Source organism: Agrobacterium sp. CG160-95, assembly GCF_053521725.1.
Genome location: NZ_JBNWDU010000001.1, coordinates 645,337 through 665,689, shown reverse-complemented (window position 1 = coordinate 665,689; position 20,353 = coordinate 645,337). Strand labels below are relative to the sequence as shown.

Sequence of the window (20,353 nt, the reverse complement as noted above, 5' to 3'; positions counted from 1 at the left end):
CTTCTCCCGTCATTCCGGCTCAATGCCGGAATGACGGCGGTGGATGGAGTAGCCCTTTACCACCCCATACTCCAATTCCTCTTACGAAGCTCGCTTCGTCAGCTGGAACCGCTCCCGCAGAAGCTTCAGCGCCGCATCGCCGGAAACCGGTGTGCCGAACAGGAAGCTCTGGCCGAAATGGCAGTTCATGCGTGAGAGTTCCGCCGCATCCTCAGGCGTTTCAATGCCTTCCGCAACCACCTGCATATCGAGCGCGCGCGCCATGGCGATAACGGAGCGCAGCAGCACGTTGCGCTTGTCGCTGGTATTGGCCACCAGTGCCTTGTCGAGCTTGATCGTGTCGAAGGGGAAGCGGGTGAGATAGGCAAGTGACGAATAGCCGGTGCCGAAATCGTCCATGGCGAGGCTGATGCCCGTTTCCTTCAGCTTGGAAAGCACCAGCCGCGCCTGTTCCGGGTTCTCCATCACCACGGATTCCGTCAGCTCCAGCTTCAGCTGCTGCGGATTACAGCGCGTTCGCGTCAGCATGCCGCGCACGTCGTTATACAATTCGTTATTCAGCAATTGCGCGCTGGAAATATTGACGGAGATGAAGATCGGCATCTTCTCGATGGAATGCTGCCAGTCCATCAGGTCGGTCGCTGCCCTTTCCAGCGCGAACATGCCGAGCGGTTCGATCAGGCCGGAGGCTTCCGCGATGGGGATGAATTCGCTCGGCGGAATGTTGCCGCGTTTGGGGTGTTCCCACCGCATCAGCGCCTCGAAACCGGCCAGCGCGCCATCGTCAAGCTTGACGATGGGCTGATAGGCGAGCGACAGCTCCTTGCGCTCGATGGCGCGGCGAAGATCGCTTTCCATTTGCAGGCGGTCGGTGCCGGACGTGCGGAAAGCGGGACGGAACGGCTCGACGCGGTTTCCGCCAGCGCGCTTGGCGCGGTACATCGCCAGTTCCGCATCGCTCAAGAGACCTGCGGCACTTTCCTGCTGGTCGATCCATGAAACGAGGCCGATGGAGGCGGTGAGGATGATTTCGCGATTGGCGAAATTGATCGGCACCATGATTGCCTTGTTCACCGCATCGGCGAAATCGGCCACCCGCTGCGGATCGCGCTCCGAGGTCAGGATCAGGCCGAATTCATCGCCGCCGAGACGCGCCAGCGTATCCTGCGGTTTCAACAGGCGGCGCAGCCGCCGTGTCAGCGCGATGAGAATATTGTCGCCTGCAGCAATGCCGAGCGTATCGTTGACCAGCTTGTAACGGTCGATATCGATCGCCATCACCGTCGGGCGCACGCCGTCGCTTTCAGGAGAGAGGTTGAGGATCGATTGCAGGCGGTCGAGGAAGACCTGCCGGTTTGGTAGCCCGGTCAGATTGTCATTCATCGCATCCTGCAACAGCCGCTCCACCGAGTTCTTCTGCTCGGTGATGTCGGTGATGGTGCCGACGCAGCGGATGATTTCGCCGTTGGAGCCGAGAACCGGGCGGGCGCGGATTTGCAGCCAATGGAAATGTCCGTCTTCAGCGCGAATGCGGAATTCGTGATTGAGGCGGCCCTTGCGATGGTCGAGCAGCACGTCGAGCGTTGCCTTGAACCGGTCGCGATCGTCAGGATGCAGGCGCGGCAGCCAGTTGCGCGCAGCACCATGCATCGTGCCGGGCTCCAGCCCCAGACGGTTGGAAATGTCAGGTGTGGTGACGATGCGGTCGCGCGTCACGTCCCAGTCCCACACGGTATCGCCGCTGCCGGTCAGTGCGAGAGATTGCCGTTCGAGATCGGAAAACAGGCCCTGCTGATAGGCGCTGCCGGCAAAGGCATGCTGAATGACTGTGAAGCCGATCAGAAGCACGATCAGCACCAGCCCGCCGCCAAGCGCCGGCTGAACGATGTCGTTGTCCAATTGTCCGGTCACCGTCAGCCAGCTGCCGAACAGCCAGACGAGGATGAGCGCCCAGGACGGAACGAGCAAAATCGCCCGGTCGTAACGGTTGAAGCCGAGATAGATGATGAGTGCGATGCCGGCCGTCGCCGTCAGCGCGAAGGAGACGCGCGCGATACCGGAGGCGACCGAAGGATCGTAAATCGCGACGCCGAACAGCAGCGCCAGACCCACCACCCAGGCAAAGGTCGCATAACCCAGATGCGCGTGCCAGCGGTTTAGATTGAGATAGGTGAACAGGAAGACCACGAAGCTGGAGGCGAGAGCCACTTCGGCGCCCGCCCTCCATATTCGCTGATCGCTGGATGTGACGGTGATGAGTTTTTCAAGGAAGCCGAAATCGACGCAGATATAGGCGAGCACCGCCCAGGCGAGCGCGGCCGACGCCGGCAGAACCGAGGTTCCCTTGACGACGAACAGGATGGTCAGGAGCACGGCCAGCAGGCCGGCAATGCCGAGAACGATGCCGCGATAGAGCGTGAAGGCGTTGATCGTATCCTTGTAGGCTTCCGGTTCCCACAGATAGATCTGCGGCAATTGCGGGGTCGACAGCTCGGCGACGAAGGTGATGACGGAGCCGGGATTGAGCGTGATGCGGAAGACGTCGGCATCCGGGCTTGGCTGCCGGTCAAGCGCAAAGCCTTCGCTCGGTGTGATCGCGATGATGCGCTGCGAGCCGAGATCGGGCCAGAACAGCTTGGAATTCACCAGACGGAAATGCGGTGCGACGATAACGCGCTCCAGCTGCTCTTCCGAGACGTTGGCGAGCGCGAAGACGGCCCAGTCGCCCTGATGGTCGGTGGAGCTGGCGCGCACCTCGATACGGCGGCGGATGCCATCCGGACCGGGCGCGGTCGAGACCTGAAAGGCTTCACCCTGATTGGCATAGATATCGGTTGTCGCGGTGAGATCGAGCGCCGTATCGTCACGGGAAATCTTCACCGGCTCGAAGGCGTAGGAAAGAGACGAAAAAAGCAGGAAAAACAGGAAGAACGGCGCAGCCAGTGCAATTGCCGCCAGACGTTTCGACAGGCACGGCGCAGAGTGAGTGTAAGTCATGTATCGTACTTCGTTCCACTGGAGCTTTGCTTGTCGGCAAGAAGGGAAAACATCGTATGATCCCGCCATTGGCCGTTGATTTTCAGATATTCCCGCAAGAGGCCTTCCCGCTGGAACCCGGCATTTTCGAGAAGCCGGATGCTTTTGAAGTTTTCCGGAATACAGGCTGCCTCGATACGGTGCAACTGAAGTCCGTTGAAGATATAGGGTATTACCAATTTTAATGCGGCAGACATATGGCCTTGCGCGGCGTAGCGTTCGCCCACCCAATATCCTATCATGCAGCTTTGTGCAGCACCCCGCCTGATATAACCGATGGTGATGCCGCCAACGAGCAACGTCTCCTTCTCGAATAGCAGAAACGACACGGCGGTGCCGGAGGAAAACTCCTGGCCGTTGCGCACCACACGCGTGCGGAAGGAGCCTTCCGTCAGTTCGTCCGGGCGCCAGGTGGGTTCCCATGGCTGGAGAAACTGCCGGCTTTCCGAGCGCAGAACGTGCCACTGCTTGAAATCGCCATAGCGCGGCAGTCTGAGAAGATGGTTGGCGCTGCGCAGTTCCGGGGTGTCGTTATGTCGGGAAAGAAAACGCAGCATTCACCATCCCTGTACGGAAAGAAACCGCAACCCTCAGCCGTTCGCCTTTATCCTTGCGGGCTGCTGCGCGGAAAGCGCGGCAGTAATGTCTGAAAGAGGCGGCAGCTGTTCGAGCGGGCCAATTGCAGACAATGTCGGAACTGTATCGAAAAACAGCCGTCCTGCAAGATCGGTCAGGCGTTCCCGCGTGATGTCGTTCAGGCGCTCCATCATCTCCTCATTGGGGATGGGTCGGCCGTAAAGCATCATCTGCCGTGCCATCTGGCCGGCACGGGCTGCCGGGCTTTCCTGACCCATCAGCAGTTGCGCGCGGATTTGGGCGCGGGCGCGGTCGATTTCTTCCTGATGAATGGTCTGGGAAGATTTGCGCAACTCGTCGACGATGACGGGCATCAGTTCCGGCAGGTCGTTGCCGCCGGTCGCCGCATGCACGCCGAAAATGCCGGTGTCGGAAAAACCCCAATGGAAGGCATAAACGGAATAACAAAGGCCGCGGGACTCTCGCACTTCCTGGAACAGGCGCGATGACATGCCGCCCCCAAGAATATTGGCGAGAATTTGCGAACAGTAGAAATCGCGGGCGTGATAGGCCTTGCCCTCGAAGCCGAGAAGCACCTGCGCGTCCATGAGGTCACGGGTCTCGCGGATTTCCCCGCCGGTATAGATCGCCTTTTCGAGAACCGGCGTGGTGACCGGCAGCTGCGGCAGCGAGGCAAAACGTTCTTCCACCTGCTTCACGAAGCTCTGGTGATCGACAGCACCTGCTGCAACGACGAAGATGCGATCCGTCGTATAGTTGCGGGCGAGATAATGCCTGATCTGGGCGCTGGTGAAGGATTGCACGGTTTCCGGAGTGCCGAGGATCGGGCGGCCGATGGTCTGGTCGCGATAGGCGACGCCGGAAAAATTGTCGAAAATCACATCGTCAGGCGTATCGGTGGCGGCACCGATTTCCTGGAGGATGACGTTTTTCTCCCGCTCCAGCTCGTCTTCGTCGAACAGAGACTCCGTCAGGATGTCTGCAAGAATATCGACGGCGAGCGGAACGTGGTCTTTCAGGACGCGGGCGTAGTATGAAGTTGTTTCCGTCGATGTCGCGGCGTTGACTTCGCCGCCGACATTTTCGATCTCTTCGGCGATCTGCCGGGCGGTGCGGCGCGCCGTACCCTTGAAGGCCATATGCTCGAGAAGATGGGCGATGCCGTGCTCGGCAGTCGTCTCGTTGCGGGACCCGGATTTGATCCACACCCCAAGAGCAACGCTTTCGAGATGCGGCATTCTTTCCGTGACAACGGTCAACCCGGACGAAAGCCGGGTCACATTAACTCTCATATCAAGTCTTTCCGCGTCTCTATTTGCCGGCGCGTGCGTGGCTGCCGATGAAGGTTTCCACCGTCTTCAGCTCTGCGTCCAGAATGTCGAAACGCTCCTCCCGGTTCATAATGTCAGCTAGCCATACTGGAAGCGCCGGGTCGATTGCGCAAGCGGATTTTACGGCGGCCGGGAATTTAGCCGGATGGGCAGTGGACAGGACCACCATCGGGCTTGATGCCTTTTCGTGTTTTTCCGCCACAAAAACGCCGGTCGCCGTATGCGGGTCGATCAGGTAACCGGTTTTCTCAAGCGTATCGCGGATCGTCGCCGCCACCTGCTTTTCGGTGGCACGGCCGGCGCGGAAATCCTTCTTGATGAATTTCAGCGCATGCGGCGGGATTTCAAACGCGCCGGATTGCTTGAGGCCATCCATCGACGCCTTTACCGCAGCGGAATCGCGGCCATAGGCCTCAAACAGCAGCCGTTCGAAATTCGAGGATATCTGGATGTCCATCGAGGGCGAGGTGGTGGGCGTGACGCCGCGCATCTCGTAACGGCCTGTCTTCAGCGTGCGCGCCAGAATGTCGTTGTCGTTGGTGGCGATGACAAGCTTGTCGATCGGCAGGCCCATCTTCTTGGCGACGTAACCGGCGAAGATATCACCGAAATTGCCCGTTGGAACGGTGAAGGAAATCTTCCGGTCGGGACCGCCGAGCGACAGGGACGCCGTGAAATAATAGACCACCTGCGCCATGATGCGCGCCCAGTTGATGGAGTTGACGCCCGAAAGCTTGACGCCGTCGCGGAACTTCGCGTCGTTGAACATTTCTTTGACGAGGTTCTGGCAATCGTCGAAATTGCCGTTGATCGCCAGCGCATGCACGTTGGAGGCGGTGGAGGTCGTCATCTGGCGCTGCTGCACCGGAGAGACCTTGCCGTTGGGGAAAAGGATGAAGATGTCGGTGCGCTCGCGCCCGGCAAAGGCGTCGATGGCTGCGCCGCCGGTGTCGCCGGAGGTGGCGCCGACGATGGTGGCGCGCTCGCCGCGCTCAGCCAGCGTATAATCCATCAGGCGGGCGAGAAGCTGCATCGCCACGTCCTTGAAGGCAAGCGTGGTGCCGTGGAAAAGCTCCAGCACGAAGGTGTTCGGCCCGGTCTGCGTCAGGGGTGCTACGGCCGGATGGCGGAACGTCGCATAGGCGTCGTCGATCATCGCCCGGAACTTGTCGGCCGGAATTTCACCGCCGGTGAAACGGTAGAGAACCTCAAACGCGATGTCCTGATAGGACTTGCCGCGCAGGTTGCGGATTTCCTTTTTCGACATGGAGGGCCATTCGCGCGGCACGTAAAGCCCGCCATCACGGCCAAGGCCCGCCAGAAGCGCGTCGCAGAAACCAAGCGAAGGGGCCGCACCCCTGGTCGATACATATTTCACGAGATAGTCCCTTGTCGTTTACCGGTCTGTCCGTTGCCGTTACCGGCTCTTTATCAGCAGCATCCCGCCGGAATGAGGCGATTGGCGAGGTAATGAAGGGCTTTTTTGAAAATTCAAGCAAAACCAAACATGCCAATCGATTTTTTCCGGCGTCGCTGCTATAGACCATCGCCAACCTGCGTGAAAGGTCAATAAACAGCGTCTCCGGTTCGGATCCGGGACAATGGAGAGGGAATTAGAAGAGTGTCAGGGAATTTCTTGCGTTTGTCCGCCGCGATGTCGCTTCTGGCCGTTGTTGCAGGATGCAATTCCTCCAATCCGTCAGACTCGCTTGCCGTCAACCCTCCGGCGGCGCAGGCAAATGCCGTTGCTCCGGTGGTGCAGGCCAACTGCCCGACGGTCACGGTTCTCGATGCCAATGCCGTCCACCGCGTCTATGCCGGTGGCGCAAAGGACGATCCGCAGAAACTCGCCTATCAGGTTTCGCTGTCAGACACGACGCGCTCTTGTACCGCGAACGAAACCACGCTGACGGTAAACGTGCTGGCCCAGGGCCGTCTCGTTCCCGGCCCGATGTCGAAGCCCGGCCGCGTGACCGTACCGATCCGCGTCACCGTTAAGGACGGCGACGGCGAGATTTACGGCGAAACGACCAATTTCGCCATCGACGTTGCTGCAGGCGGTGCCGGCACGCAGTTCATCTTCAACAACGATCATGTCGCCATTCCCAACGGACCGGGCGGCGCACCGAGGTCGGTCAGTGTCTATATCGGTTTTGCCGAGCAGGGCGCAAAGGCCAAGACCAAGCGCCGGTGATTTGACGGGCGAAATGTAAAAACCGGAGGCTGCTTTTGCGGGCTTTCGGGCAGATCGCAAACAAACCATGGCTCATACGCAACGTCATCCTCGGGCCCGTCCCGAGGATTCAAACACGTATAGCAAAATCAACGCGTTGCAGATGCTCGGGACAGGCCCGAGCATGACGAAGTGGCGTTTGTGACAAAGCCAGAGATTAAAAAGCGCCTTCCCATTCCGCCATCGCTGCAATAACGGCGGGCAGGTCCTGCATGCGTGAAATCACCGTTTCCGCGCCCGCATCCGTCAACCGGTCGGCATGGCTGGGATAGGTGTGGGATGCGCCGGTGAAGCCGATGACGCGCATGCCGGCTGCCTTTGCACCATGCACGCCGTGCACGGAATCCTCGATTACGACGGCGCGATCCGGTGAAACGCCGAACTGGGCTGCGCCATGAAGGAAGATATCCGGCTTCGGCTTGACGCGGTCGGCTCCGAGATCCTTGGCGGAGTAGATATGCGGTGCGAAATAGGGCTTCAGGCCCACTTTCGTCAGCATCATGTCGAGGCGGTGGCTGGAGGAATTCGAGCAGATGCAACGCGGTGTCGTCAGGCGCGACAGAGCGAACTTGACGCCCTCGATGATCTTCACGTCGCGTTCCAGCCGCGCGTCCAGCAGCTTTTCCGACTTGTCGAGCAGCGATGCGGAAAACGGGATGCTGGCTTCGCTTTCCACCTGCAGGAGGATGTTCTTCCAGGTCATGCCGGCGAAACGCTCGCCCATTTCCTCGACGGAGATCGGATGCCCGGCCTCGGTCAGAAGGCGGGACTCCACCTGTGCGGCGATGATTTCGGAATCGACCAGAACGCCGTCACAGTCGAAAATAATGAGGTCGAAGCCGCTCATGGGCGCTCCCTGTATCGGATTTGCCTTGGAAAAAAGTGATGCCCGGGCTTTTAGACCAAGTCCGCGTCAAGCTCAACCGGCTGGCCCGCAAGGGTCGGTCGCGCCCGGCTCATAGCTGGGATTTGGCTTTGCGCGTTTCCTGCGTGCAAAAACAGCTACACAGATCAGCGCCGGATGCGTTATGGGATGTTATGCCCAAGACAGCGAAAACCAGACCCGAAGATACCATTGCCGCACGCATCAGCCGCACACTGGCTGACCGCATCGTGCGCGGTGAGCTGTCGCCGGGTGAACGTCTGAGGCAGGATCACATTGCCGCCGAATTCGGCGCATCGCATGTGCCGGTGCGCGAAGCGTTCCGCAGGCTGGAGGCGCAGGGCTTGGCCGCCAGCATTCCGCGCCGCGGCGTGCGGGTCGCGGATTTCGGCCTCGCCGATGTGCGCGAAGTCGCGGAAATGCGCGCCGCGCTTGAGGTTCTGGCGCTGCGCCACGCCATTCCAAATATGACTTCAGCCATTCTCGACCAGGCGGAGGCCGCCACGCTCGAAGGCGATAGCGCGGTCGATGTGCAGCATTGGGAAGAGGCCAATCGCCGCTTCCACCGCCTCATCACGGCGCCTTGCAACATGCCGCGCCTGATGGAGGCGATCGACGGCCTGCATGCCGCGAGCGCCCGGTTCCTGTTTTCCGCCTGGCGGGCAGGATGGGAGCGCCGCACCGATACCGATCACCGCGCGATCCTCGACGCATTGCGCGGCGGCCGTGCCGAGGAGGCGGTGCGAATTCTCGACGGGCATGTGCAATGGATCGGCCGCAAGGCAATCCGCACCCCTTCAGGCTCGGTGCACGATGCCTTCGCCATCGTCGGATAGGCCGGGAACGATTGGCTGGGCTCGTTTGGACTCCGCCGGAAAAGTCGGTTATCGATATCCGCCCGCGATGACGATCCGCGGTGCGTGAAGGGAGCATGGATGGCTGCTGATACGGCGAAATCACGGAGCGGATTTTTCCTTTGTCCGCCGATCTGTTTCCTTCATCGGAAACGCGTCCCGTGACGGTCCGCCTTCGCCCCCATCACCTTCTCTGTATGCTGACCTATGTGGGGAAGGGATATACCTCCGGCTTTGTCGAAAACTACGACCGTGTCGCCGCTCGGCTGAACGCCGGCGAAGAGGATATCGAGCTGGTCGATGGGCCGGACGATATCTGCGTTGGCCTGTTGTGCGAAAGCCATGCCCACTGTTTCAACGAGGGCGTGGTCCAGAGGGACGAGGCGGCCCGGCTTTCGGTTTCAACGCTTTTGAACGAGACAATCACCGCCGGAAAGCGGCTGCGGGCAACGCCGGAGCTGCTGGAGAAAATGCGTCTGGCCTTCGCCGCCGGAGACATCCGGCAGGCCTGTCGCGGCTGCCAGTGGATTAGGCTGTGCGATCGCATCGCGGCATCAGGATTTACCGGCGTGAAGATTGGCGAGCCGCCGCCGCACCCGGCCGGGCAGCGGCTTACTGCTACTCCGGCACATTCGTCTCGGTTCTCTCGGCGGCCTTGACCGTCGCCTTGATCTCCTTCGGCTCGCGCCCGGATTTCTTGTCGTAGCTCACCTTCACCGAATAATCGCCGGGATGCAGGGTCTCCTGATGCCGGTTGCCATAACGGCCGGAAATTTCCTTTTGCGTACCCTGAAGGTCCTTGGTCGTTTCGACGATGTCGATCCGCTCCGCACCCGGTGCCGTGATTGCCAGAACACCAGCATCGAGGTTGAGGTTGATCTCAGTGCGTTTTCCTGCAGTTACGGTGAAGGGCTGTTCCACCGTGACCTTGCCCAGACGCGCGCGCATCACGAAATCGCCGGCAGGCATTTCCATGGTTTTGCCGGTGCCGTAAACACCGTTGATGGTCTGGCGCGTGCCATCAAGCGTCTCCTTGGCTGAAAGCGCTTCGAAACGGATATCGTCCGTTTCCACAGCCTTGCCACCGTCCGTATAGGCCGCCTTGGCAACGACCACGCCGCTCGGGATGACAAGGTCGTGGCTGATCGTCTCGCCCGCCTTGATGGCAAGCGTTTCCTGCGCACGCGCAGGGCCGATGCTGCCGGTGAGGAGGAGTTCGCCCGCCGGCACGAAGGTCGTGTTCTGCCCGTAAACGCTGTCCTTGAAATCTTCTTTGGTGATTTCGGTTTTCGCCTGGCTTTCCACATCGCCGCCGGGGCTGCGTTTTGGCACTACCGTCAGTTCCGCCGCGTCGAAATTAGCCTTTGGCCTCGTTAGGCTTCCCTCCTTCACCTCGAAGGGTATTTCGCGACGGATGTTGCCCAGCGCTGCCACGCCGACATATTTGCCCGCCGGCAGCTTCGCTTCGAAGGTGGCGTCGTAGGAACCGCCGGCATTGACGTCGCTGCGCACTCCGGCCCGGTCAGCCTTGTAAAAATCCCAACGCACCCTGTCGCTGTTGCCGAGCGAGGGGCCGCCATCGAACAGCACAGCGTCGGTGACGACGTTGTATAGCGGTGCCGGCTCCTGCGCCCCCAAGCTTGACGGTAGCGCCGCCAGAAGAAGAGCCGCGGAAAAGGCATGCACTGAAAAAGAAGCCACTCGCGTTACGGACGTCATTGCGGATTACCCCCTGAGTTGCCGGTATTGCCAGCACCGACATGCGGAACAGGACAACCCGTTGTGCACAACGTTTTTGCGCCACTTCGGGTTCCCCGCCCGCGCCAGCAAATTGCGCGTGTCGGCCGCAACAGCCATTTATTTCGCATTTTCCGTGACTTGTTCAGGCTTTGATAACCATCTTCGGTAACCATAAGCATCAGTAGAGAGTAAGCGTATGGAGCGAGTACCAATGGCAGCAGTTTTTCCGCTGGCCGATTTTCGGCGTGCCGGTTTTGATCGTGCGGGCGAGAGTGACGCCTGGAAAGACAGCATAATCAAAGGTGATTGTGTCGCTGCCTTGGATGCCCTCCCGAGCCAGTCGGTGGATGCGATTTTCGCCGATCCGCCCTACAACCTCCAGCTTGGCGGTACGCTTCACCGGCCAGATCAGTCGCTGGTTGATGCAGTCGATGACGAGTGGGACCAGTTCTCCTCCTTCGAGGCCTATGATGCCTTCACCCGCGCCTGGCTGCTGGCCTGCCGCCGCGTGCTGAAGCCGAATGGTACCATCTGGGTCATCGGCTCCTACCACAACATCTTCCGTGTCGGCTCCATGCTCCAGAACCTCGATTTCTGGATCCTGAACGATATCGTCTGGCGCAAGACCAATCCCATGCCCAACTTCAAGGGCCGCCGTTTCCAGAACGCCCATGAGACCATGATCTGGGCGAGCCGCGATCCGAAAGCCAAGGGCTATACCTTCAACTACGAAGCGCTGAAGGCCTCCAACGACGACGTTCAGATGCGCTCCGACTGGCTGTTCCCGATTTGCAGCGGCCATGAGCGGCTGAAAGGTGACGACGGCAAGAAGGTGCATCCGACCCAGAAGCCGGAAGCATTGCTGGCACGCATCATCATGGCCTCCACCAAGCCTGGCGACATCGTGCTCGACCCGTTCTTCGGCTCCGGCACCACGGGTGCGGTTGCAAAACGTCTCGGCCGCCACTTCGTTGGTATCGAACGCGAACAGGATTACATCGACGCGGCGTCTGCCCGCATCGCCGCCGTCGAGCCGCTCGGCAAGGCGGAGCTGACCGTTATGACCGGCAAGAGGGCCGAACCGCGTGTTGCCTTCAACACCCTGGTGGAAAGCGGTCTCGTCCGTCCCGGCCAGGTGCTGACCGATGCAAAGCGCCGTTATAGCGCCATTATTCGTGCCGATGGTACGATTGCATCCGGCGGGACTGCCGGCTCCATTCACCGTCTTGGTGCAAAGGTGCAGGGTCTCGACGCATGCAACGGATGGACGTTCTGGCACTTCGAGGATGGCGACCAGCTGAAGCCTATCGATGATCTGAGAACAATCATCCGCAGTGAACTGGCAAAGGCCTGACAGTCTAAAGCCCAAAAGGCTGAAGGCAACGATCCACCGCCCGCCATTGTCAGCATACGTCTCCGTCCGGTTTAGTACCTTCAGTCCCGGATGGAGAACGACCAACGCCCGGCACTTCGGTGTCGGGCGTTGGTATTTTTGAATATCTAAATTTAGCCAGACAAGTTTCGCGCAAGAGAACGGTCATAGTGTCCTACGCAAAGCAATGGTTGTGAAAATCCGGTTCGGAAAGTTCACGAAAACATTGCTGTCCCATGCCGCTTGCGGCAGGACTGGCGCAGGCAGGAGACCGCCATTTCCGCCTGCGCCAATTTTCTTTTTGGATCTGATGGTGTGTCAGACATCCACGCCGTAGGATTGCAGATCCTGCTTCAGCTTTTCCGCTCCGGTAAAATGCACCGCCTGCCAGCCGGCGGCCTTGGCGCCTTCGACATTCACAAGCGTATCGTCAATGAAGATGCTTGCGGCAGGGTCGAGGCCAAATTCCTTCGCGTGCAGTTCGTAGATCGCCACATCCGGTTTCAGCAGCTTCACGTCGCCAGAAACCGTCACGCCGCGCGGCAGGGTGAGGAAGGGGAACATCTTCTGCGCTTCGCGGAAGGTATCGGAGGCGAAGTTGGTCAGCATCGTCACGTCGTGACCGTTATCGATCAGGCCGGTCATGATCGCGACGCTGTCGTCATAGGAATGCGAGACCATCTCATGCCAGAACTTGCGGAAGGCGCGGATATGCTCTTCCCGCTCGGGAAACTGCTCCATCAGCAGCGCCTCGGCGTCTTCCCAGCCGCGTCCGCGATCCTGTTCGAGGTTCCAGTCATGGGTGCAGACATTCTCGAAGAACCATTTGCGCTCGTCGGCATCGGGAATGAGGCGGCTATAGGGAATATGCGGATCGTAGTGGATCAGCACCTTGCCGATGTCGAATACGATATGCTCAATCTTGGTCATCGAAACTTCCTGCTTTCATCGAATGCGGATGGAATAGCCTGTGCGATGACTTTTTTCATCACCGTCGGCAAGGCTTGCGCGTCAAGATTTGTAACCGGCTCCCACCATCCGTCATCCGCGCCGGTTTCAAGCCCATCCGGTACCTGTGCCCGATAGACGGTGAGCCGCAGCTCGAAATGGGTGAAGACATGCACAATGACGCCCGCCGCTTGCCAAGACGCGGCAAAAGGCGCGTGGCTCGTGTCGGTGCCGCCATCCACGCGGGCGGTCCATGCTGTTGTCGGCACCTCCGTCATGCCACCGAGAAGGCCGCTTTCTATGCGCCGTCGCAGCAGAATTTTGCCGCTTGCATTCACCGCCACGAAGGCGGCTCCCAGCCGCACCGGTTTTGCCTTTTTCGCGGCCTTGACCGGAAACCGCTCCGGCTCGTCATGGGCAAGCGCCAGACAGCCGCCATTGAACGGACAGAGCGCGCAGGCAGGGCGCTTCGGCGTGCAGATCGTCGCACCGAGATCCATCATCGCCTGCGCAAAATCGCCCGGCCGGTCGGAAGGCGTAAGCTCCGCCACCTTCGCCTTCATGGCGGGTTTCGAACCGGGCAGGGGTGCATCTATCGCGAAAAGGCGGGAGATGACGCGCTCCACATTACCGTCCATCACCGCCGCCTGCCGGTTGAACGCAATGGCCGCCACGGCAGCAGATGTATAGTCGCCGATGCCGGGCAGCTTCTTCAGGCCCTCTTCGGTATCGGGAAAGACGCCGCCATGCTCTTTCGCCACAGCTTCCGCACATTTTTTCAGGTTGCGGGCGCGCGCGTAATAACCAAGTCCCGCCCATGCAGCCATCACATCCTCAACCGGTGCCGCCGCCAGATCGCTGACATGAGGCCACGTCGCGAGGAACTTCAGGAAATAGGGTTTCACCGCCTGCACCGTCGTCTGCTGCAACATCACTTCGGAGAGCCAGACATGATAGGGATCGGCACGTTTTCCTTGTGCCGCCATGGCTGGCGAGGTGCGCCAAGGCAACTCGCGATGGTGGCGGTCGTACCATGCGAGCAGCATCTGCGCGTGCGATGACGGGGCGGTTTTTTGAAGCATGGTTTGCCGTTTCTCTTCGATTCGGCCTATAGTTGGGCCATTCATACCGACCTATCAAGAAGCTCCGGACTGTCCGGTCCTGAAACCCGAGTGAAAAATGCGATATCCACGCAAAGGCGTCATCCAGATTGCCGAAATAGCCAATGGCATCATGGATCCCCTCCTGTCGAAACGGGCGGGCATCAACACGGCGCTGCTCGGCTCGTGGGACGAGATCGCCGGCGATGACTTCGCCGATTGCACGCGGCCGGAAAAGATCACCTGGCCGCGGCGCGACGAGGGGCCGGATCGCGGCGGTTACCAGCCGGGCGTGCTGACGATTGCCTGCGAAGGCGCGCGCGCTCTGTTCCTCACCCACGCACAGGGCGAGCTCATCGCCCGCATCAACGGCTTTTTTGGCTTTCCGGCGGTACGCCAGATCAGAATCGTGCAGAAGCCGGTATCGCAGCCCGTTCCCCGCCGGCGAAAGCCGCCGCCGCTGCGCGGTGATGCGGCAAAACGTCTCGACGACATGATGGACGGCATCGAGAGCGAAGCGCTGCGCAAGGCAGTGGAAAGGCTCGGCACGGCGGTGATGCAGAAGAAGAAGCCGCGGGGCGGGACGATTTGATGTCGCGCACGGTCCTTGACTGGTCACAATTCTTTGACAAGAAGAGTTCAAAACCCCGCTTGTGATGAACAGGCCGTCGCTATATCGGAATCAACAGACAATAGAGTCTATTACCAACAGGTGCTTTCATGCATTTTTCCGAACTGACCATTTCCCGTCGCAGCCTTCTCGGCGGCGTTGCACTTGCTGCCCTTGCCACGGCCCTGCCGTTTGCCTTCACGCCGGGCGTTGCCCAGGCGCAGGAATTGCCTGAATCCACCGGTGACGTGGATATGGCTGCGGTGTTGAAGCCCGGTCCGCTGCCGGAAGCGGCGCTCGGCGATGCGAACGCTCCCGTAAAGATCGTCGAATATATGTCGATGACCTGCCCGCATTGCGCCAATTTCCACAACAAGACCTTTGACGAGATCAAGAGGAAATACATCGATACCGGCAAGGCCTATTTCGTCATCCGCGAATTCCCGTTCGATCCGCGTGCCGCCGCTGCCTTCATGCTGGCGCGCTGCGCACCGGAAGGACAGTATTTCCCGTTCGTTTCCATGCTGTTCAAGCAGCAGCAGAGCTGGGCAACAGCCCAGGATGCCCGTGCGGCCCTGCTGCAATTGTCGAAAATGGCCGGTTTCTCACAGGAGTCTTTCGAGGCCTGCTTGACGAACCAGAAGCTTCTGGATGATGTGAACGCAACGATGCAACGCGGTGCGACGGAATTCGGCGTCAACTCCACGCCGACTTTCATCATCAACGGCAAGAAATACGCGGGAGACATGTCGGTTGAAACCATGTCGGCTGTCATCGACAAGCTGCTCTGATCGCCGAACCCTCAAAGGAACGGGCGGCGGATATTTCCGTTCGCCCGTTTTTTATTGCCGTTATTTCAGGCGGAGCGGAGCGGCATGAAGTTCAACAAGCTCCGCGTCGTCGGTTTCAAATCCTTCGTTGAACCCTCGGAATTCATCATTGAGCCGGGTCTGACCGGTGTCGTCGGTCCCAATGGTTGCGGCAAGTCCAATCTGGTCGAAGCGCTTCGCTGGGTGATGGGCGAAAACTCCTACAAGAACATGCGCGCATCCGGCATGGATGACGTCATCTTCTCCGGTTCCGGCAATCGCCCGGCCCGCAACACCGCCGAGGTCGGCCTTTATCTCGACAATTCCGATCGCACCGCGCCCGCCGCCTTCAACGATGCCGATGAAATTCAGGTGACGCGCCGCATCGAGCGCGAAAACGGCTCGGTCTATCGCATCAACGGCAAGGAAGCGCGCGCCAAGGATGTGCAGCTTCTGTTTGCCGATGCCTCCACCGGCGCGCGTTCGCCCTCGATGGTGGGGCAGGGGCGTATCGGTGAACTCATCAATGCCAAGCCGCAGGCCCGCCGCCAGCTTCTGGAAGAGGCGGCCGGCATTTCCGGCCTGCATTCCCGCCGCCATGAAGCGGAGCTTCGCCTGCGTGCTGCGGAGACCAATCTGGAGCGGCTGGAGGATGTGACCGCCCAGCTTGAAAGCCAGATCGAAAGCCTGAAACGCCAGGCGCGGCAGGCCAACCGTTTCAAGATGCTGTCGGCGGATATCCGCGCCCGCGAGGCGACCCTGCTGCATATCCGCTGGGTAGAAGCCAAGGAAGCCGAAGGCGAAGCGGAAAGCGCGCTTAATCAAGCCACGAACATCGTTGCCGAAAAGGCGCAGGCGCAGATGGAGGCGGCCAAACAGCAGGGCATTGCCAGCCTGAAGCTGCCGGAATTGCGCGAGGATGAAGCGCGTGTCGCTGCCGCCCTGCAACGTCTACAGATTGCCCGCACCCAGCTGGATGACGAGGCTAACCGCCTGCTGCGCCGCCGTGATGAGCTGGCGCGCCGTCTATCGCAGCTTGGCGAAGACATCGTTCGCGAAGAACGGCTTGTCTCTGATAACGCCCAGATCCTTGCACGGCTCGATGAGGAAGAGGCAGACCTTCTCGAAATTCTCGCCGATTCCGGTCGTCATGCCGAAGAGATGCGCGAAGCCTTTGAGGCAGCTGCCGCTAAACTGACTGAAAGCGAAACCGTTTTCACTTCCATCACCGCCGAGCGCGCCGAGGCCGCCGCCGGGCGCCAGCAGCTGGAACGGGCGATCCGCGAGCTTTCCGATCGTAAACTCCGGCTGGAACGCCAGTCGCAGGAGGCATCCTCCGAGATCGATGCCGTCGATGAAAAACTTTCCGGCCTTCCCGATCCTTCGGAGCGCCGCGAGGCGGTCGAGGCAGCCGAGATCGCGGTGGAAGATGCTCTGATCGTGGCGGAGGAAGCCGAAGCCGCCGTTGCCGAGGCGCGTTCCGCCGAAGCGCTGGCGCGCGGCCCGCTGGAAACGGCGAGAAACCGGCTGAACGCTCTGGATACGGAAGCGCGCACCATCACCAAAATCCTGGCGGCCAGTGCTGCCGCCAATGGCAGCTTCACGCCGGTGGCGGAAGAAATGACGGTGGAACGTGGTTTTGAGGCAGCGCTTGGTGCAGCCCTTGGCGACGACCTCGAAAGTGCCCTTGATCCCGCTGCTCCCGCCTATTGGGCCGGCAATGGCGATGGTGCGGGCGATCCTGCTTTGCCGCAGGGCGTCAAGCCGCTTCTGAACTATGCGCAGGCGCCGGACGCATTAAGGCGCGGTCTCGCCCAGATCGGCGTTGCAGCCGACACTGCGGAAGCCTTGCGCCTGATGCCGTCGCTGAAGGCCGGTCAGCGGCTGGTGACGCGCGAGGGCGCGCTGTTTCGCTGGGATGGCCACATCGCCAGCGCTGATGCGCCGGGAGCCGCCGCCCTTCGTCTGGCACAAAAGAACCGGCTTGCCGAAATCGAGACGGAACTGGAAGAGGCCCGTTTCAGTCTGGAGGAGGCCGAAGAACAGCTCTCCATCAGGACCGACGACATCAAAAGCGCCGAGTTGCGGCTTTCGGAAGTGCGCGACAGAAGCCGACTGGTGACGCGTCATCTTGCCGAGGCACGAGAGGCGCTGACATCAGCCGAACGCGCCTCGGGCGATCTTCTGCGCCGCCGGGATATCGTCTCGGAAGCGCTGAACCAGATCGGCGCGCAGATCGACGAGATCGTCGTTCAGGAAGAAAACGCCCGCATCGAAATGGAAGATGCACCGGATCTTTCCGCCCTTGATCTGCGCCTGCGTGAAAGCCAGCTGGAAGTCGCGACAGACCGTGGCCTGCTGGCAGAAGCGCGCGCCCGCCACGAGGGGGTGAGCCGCGAGGCGGAAAGCCGCCAGCGCCGGCTTCAGGCAATCGCGCAGGAGCGCTCCACCTGGGCATCGCGGGCCGCCAGTGCCGCCGATCACATCGCCACCCTGCGCGAGCGTGAGGAAGAGGCGCGCGAGGAAATCGCCGAACTGGACATTGCGCCGGAAGAGTTCGACGAGAAACGCCGCAACCTCCTGACCGAGCTTCAGAAAACCGAAGACGCCCGCCGCTTGGCCGCGGACCGGCTGGCGGAGGCGGAAAACCTGCAACGCGCCGCCGACCGCGTTGCAACCACCGCCCTTTCCGAACTGGCAGAAGCCCGTGAAAAGCGCGGCCGCGCCGAAGAGCGGCTTGTTTCCGCCCGCGAGAAGCGGCAGGAAACCGAACATCGCATCCGCGAAACGCTGAATACCGAGCCGCATATGGCGTTGCGCCTGACCGGCCTTGGTCCCGACCAGCCGAAGCCAGATATTCGCGATGTCGAGCGCGATCTCGACCGGCTGAAGATCGAGCGTGAGAGGCTGGGCGCTGTCAACCTGCGTGCCGAGGAAGAGCAGGCGGATCTTTCCGCCAAGCTCGCGGCCCTCATCAAGGAACGCGACGATATCATCGACGCGGTGCGCAAGCTGCGCGCCGGTATCCAGAACCTCAACCGCGAAGGCCGTGAACGGTTGATTGCGGCCTTCGATGTGGTCAATTCGCAGTTCCAGCGGCTTTTCACCCATCTGTTTGGTGGCGGCACGGCGGAATTGCAGCTGATCGAATCCGACGATCCGCTGGAAGCCGGCCTGGAAATTCTCGCCCGTCCTCCTGGCAAGAAGCCACAGACCATGACGCTGCTTTCCGGCGGTGAACAGGCGCTGACGGCCATGGCGCTGATCTTTGCGGTGTTCCTCACCAATCCCGCACCAATCTGCGTGCTGGACGAGGTGGACGCGCCGCTCGACGACCATAATGTCGAGCGTTACTGCAATCTGATGGACGAAATGGTTGCCTCCACCGAAACGCGTTTCGTCATCATCACCCACAATCCCATCACCATGGCGCGCATGAACCGCCTCTTCGGCGTCACCATGGCCGAACAGGGCGTGTCGCAACTGGTTTCCGTGGATTTGCAGACTGCCGAGCAACTGCGCGAAGCCTTTTGAGTTTCCCGTTCCGGGTCTGCCCCTTAAGCCTTGTCCATCGCGAATTTATCTGGCCGCATCACCCATTCGGGTGGGCGACAATGCGCGGCATTTTGCTATGTCTTTTTGAAAGGAATTTGGGCTCTTTCCCGACCCCCCATCCGGTTTCCTGTACCGGATGGAAAGCCTTGCGAGGTCGCTGCCGTGGCCTCGCAAGGCTTTTTTTTGGTGTTGTGCCTCGCGTCCCTCGTTCCTGTACCAGTCACAGGAAACCAGCCGACTTGCCGCCCTCTTACACCGGCACCAACCGCAGCCGCGTGCCCCACGGATCAATCGCTTCCACAACCTTGTTTTCCATCTCCACCAGCACATAACCGGCCGCCCGCAGCCGCATTTTCTGCGCTTCAAGGTCCGTGGGATTTTTGATGGCAAGAGAGAACCAGTCGAGGCCGGTTTCGGTGGCGTTGCGCTCTTTCGCGCCCCGGCTGTTCCATGTGTTGACGGCCAGATGGTGGTGATATCCGCCCGATGACAGGAAGGAGGCATCCGAACGGGCATCCTGCGTCGGTTTGAGACCAACGGCTTCCTCGTAAAAGGCGCGTGCGGTGGCAATCTCGCCGACCCGCAGGTGAATATGCCCGATGCGCATGCCGGAAGGTGCGGCCTCGTAATCGCTCTTTTTGGTGTCGGTCAGCGTTACGAGATCATCGACATCGAGCGGTTCGGTCCCCATTTTAACCACGCTGCCGCTCCAGACCCATGTATCCTTCGGCCGGTCGCTGTAAACCTCGATGCCGTTGCCTTCGGGATCGTTGAGATAGACCGCTTCACTGACATTATGGTCGGCAAAGCCCGTGAGCGGCACCTGCCTTAACGCCGCATGTACCAGCCACCGCGCCAGATCCTTGCGGGTGGGCATCAGATAGGCGATGTGGAACAGGCCGGCTGAGGTGGGGCTTTCATAATCCGCCGTTGGCTTGTGAACGAGATCAAGCAGGGGAACGGTGCCGGCGCCGAGCGTCACGCCCCGTGCGTTGCGCGCAACCTCATTCAACCCGAGCACGGAACGGTAATAATCGATCATCGGATCGAGATCGCGCACCCGAAGCGCCGCCTGACTGACATGCATCGGCGTGGTCAGCGCAAAGGGAAGGGCGGTGCCTGCACTTGCTGCGGGTGGGGCGCCTTCTGCTCTAAGAGCACCGGCAAGGGCAGTGGCGGCGCAAGAAATTCCGGCAAATTTCAACGTGTGACGGCGAGTAAATTGCATGAATAATCTCTTTTTGGGCGATGTGGATGGCTTAGGGAACACTCCGTTTCTGCGCAC

Annotated in this window: 16 protein-coding genes; 7 read left to right on the top strand and 9 right to left on the bottom strand. The window is 60.4% G+C overall.

The window, feature by feature from the left end:
* Positions 1–81: 81 nt before the first annotated feature.
* Genes ACQZ63_RS03360 through thrC form a run of 4 tightly spaced genes read right to left on the bottom strand, consistent with a single transcriptional unit; the run spans position 82 to position 6,342 of the window.
* Positions 82–2,997 (bottom strand): sensor domain-containing phosphodiesterase, encoded by a 2,916-nt coding sequence (locus tag ACQZ63_RS03360; protein WP_113555953.1) that lies wholly within the window; start codon positions 2,995–2,997, stop codon positions 82–84.
* Positions 2,994–3,593, bottom strand: coding sequence for a GNAT family N-acetyltransferase (locus ACQZ63_RS03355; protein WP_003511814.1), 600 nt, complete (start codon positions 3,591–3,593; stop codon positions 2,994–2,996). Before ACQZ63_RS03355 ends, ACQZ63_RS03360 begins: the two co-directional genes overlap by 4 nt.
* Before the next feature lie 33 nt (positions 3,594–3,626).
* Positions 3,627–4,925: a M16 family metallopeptidase gene (locus ACQZ63_RS03350; protein WP_003511816.1), complete on the bottom strand. Its 1,299-nt coding sequence runs from the start codon at positions 4,923–4,925 to the stop codon at positions 3,627–3,629.
* Between the two features lie 19 nt (positions 4,926–4,944).
* On the bottom strand, positions 4,945–6,342 hold the full coding sequence (thrC, locus tag ACQZ63_RS03345; protein WP_003511817.1) for a threonine synthase: 1,398 nt from the start codon (positions 6,340–6,342) through the stop codon (positions 4,945–4,947).
* 276 nt (positions 6,343–6,618) lie between these two features.
* Here thrC and ACQZ63_RS03340 point away from each other — a divergent pair, with 276 nt between their 5' ends.
* A complete protein-coding gene (locus tag ACQZ63_RS03340; RefSeq protein ID WP_003511819.1) occupies positions 6,619–7,158 on the top strand; it encodes a hypothetical protein in 540 nt (179 codons plus the stop codon).
* 196 nt (positions 7,159–7,354) lie between these two features.
* Here the strand turns inward: ACQZ63_RS03340 and ACQZ63_RS03335 are convergent, their stop codons facing one another.
* The gene (locus ACQZ63_RS03335; protein WP_448799083.1) at positions 7,355–8,044 is read right to left on the bottom strand and encodes an HAD-IA family hydrolase; all 690 of its coding nucleotides are present in this window, start codon (positions 8,042–8,044) and stop codon (positions 7,355–7,357) included.
* 191 nt (positions 8,045–8,235) lie between these two features.
* Here ACQZ63_RS03335 and ACQZ63_RS03330 point away from each other — a divergent pair, with 191 nt between their 5' ends.
* The gene (locus ACQZ63_RS03330) at positions 8,236–8,916 is read left to right on the top strand and encodes a GntR family transcriptional regulator (protein ID WP_013635630.1); all 681 of its coding nucleotides are present in this window, start codon (positions 8,236–8,238) and stop codon (positions 8,914–8,916) included.
* A 215-nt stretch (positions 8,917–9,131) separates the two neighbouring features.
* The gene (locus ACQZ63_RS03325; protein ID WP_041694521.1) at positions 9,132–9,593 is read left to right on the top strand and encodes a DUF1284 domain-containing protein; all 462 of its coding nucleotides are present in this window, start codon (positions 9,132–9,134) and stop codon (positions 9,591–9,593) included.
* Here ACQZ63_RS03325 and ACQZ63_RS03320 read toward each other — a convergent pair.
* Positions 9,553–10,653, bottom strand: coding sequence for a hypothetical protein (locus ACQZ63_RS03320; RefSeq protein WP_065702730.1), 1,101 nt, complete (start codon positions 10,651–10,653; stop codon positions 9,553–9,555). The genes ACQZ63_RS03325 and ACQZ63_RS03320 overlap by 41 nt on opposite strands.
* Before the next feature lie 232 nt (positions 10,654–10,885).
* Between ACQZ63_RS03320 and ACQZ63_RS03315 the strand changes: the two genes are divergently transcribed.
* Complete coding sequence (locus ACQZ63_RS03315) at positions 10,886–12,028, top strand: site-specific DNA-methyltransferase (protein ID WP_003511827.1); 1,143 nt, start codon at positions 10,886–10,888, stop codon at positions 12,026–12,028.
* Between the two features lie 336 nt (positions 12,029–12,364).
* Here ACQZ63_RS03315 and ACQZ63_RS03310 read toward each other — a convergent pair whose 3' ends face one another.
* Positions 12,365–12,976, bottom strand: coding sequence for an HAD family hydrolase (locus ACQZ63_RS03310; RefSeq protein WP_003511829.1), 612 nt, complete (start codon positions 12,974–12,976; stop codon positions 12,365–12,367).
* Positions 12,973–14,076: an A/G-specific adenine glycosylase gene (mutY, locus tag ACQZ63_RS03305; protein ID WP_065658247.1), complete on the bottom strand. Its 1,104-nt coding sequence runs from the start codon at positions 14,074–14,076 to the stop codon at positions 12,973–12,975. Before mutY ends, ACQZ63_RS03310 begins: the two co-directional genes overlap by 4 nt.
* Positions 14,077–14,173: 97 nt before the next feature.
* Here mutY and ACQZ63_RS03300 point away from each other — a divergent pair, with 97 nt between their 5' ends.
* The 3 genes from ACQZ63_RS03300 (at position 14,174) to ACQZ63_RS03290 (ending at position 19,047) form a co-directional block, all read left to right on the top strand.
* Positions 14,174–14,686, top strand: a complete 513-nt coding sequence (locus ACQZ63_RS03300; protein WP_003511832.1) for a DUF721 domain-containing protein — start codon at positions 14,174–14,176, stop codon at positions 14,684–14,686.
* A 128-nt stretch (positions 14,687–14,814) separates the two neighbouring features.
* Entirely contained in the window at positions 14,815–15,495 is a 681-nt protein-coding gene (locus ACQZ63_RS03295) for a DsbA family protein (protein WP_113555951.1), read from the top strand.
* A gap of 84 nt (positions 15,496–15,579) precedes the next feature.
* Positions 15,580–19,047, top strand: a complete 3,468-nt coding sequence (locus ACQZ63_RS03290; protein WP_113555949.1) for a chromosome segregation SMC family protein — start codon at positions 15,580–15,582, stop codon at positions 19,045–19,047.
* Positions 19,048–19,318: 271 nt separating this feature from the next.
* Here ACQZ63_RS03290 and ACQZ63_RS03285 read toward each other — a convergent pair whose 3' ends face one another.
* The gene (locus ACQZ63_RS03285) at positions 19,319–20,296 is read right to left on the bottom strand and encodes a VOC family protein (protein WP_113555948.1); all 978 of its coding nucleotides are present in this window, start codon (positions 20,294–20,296) and stop codon (positions 19,319–19,321) included.
* Positions 20,297–20,353: the final 57 nt, after the last annotated feature.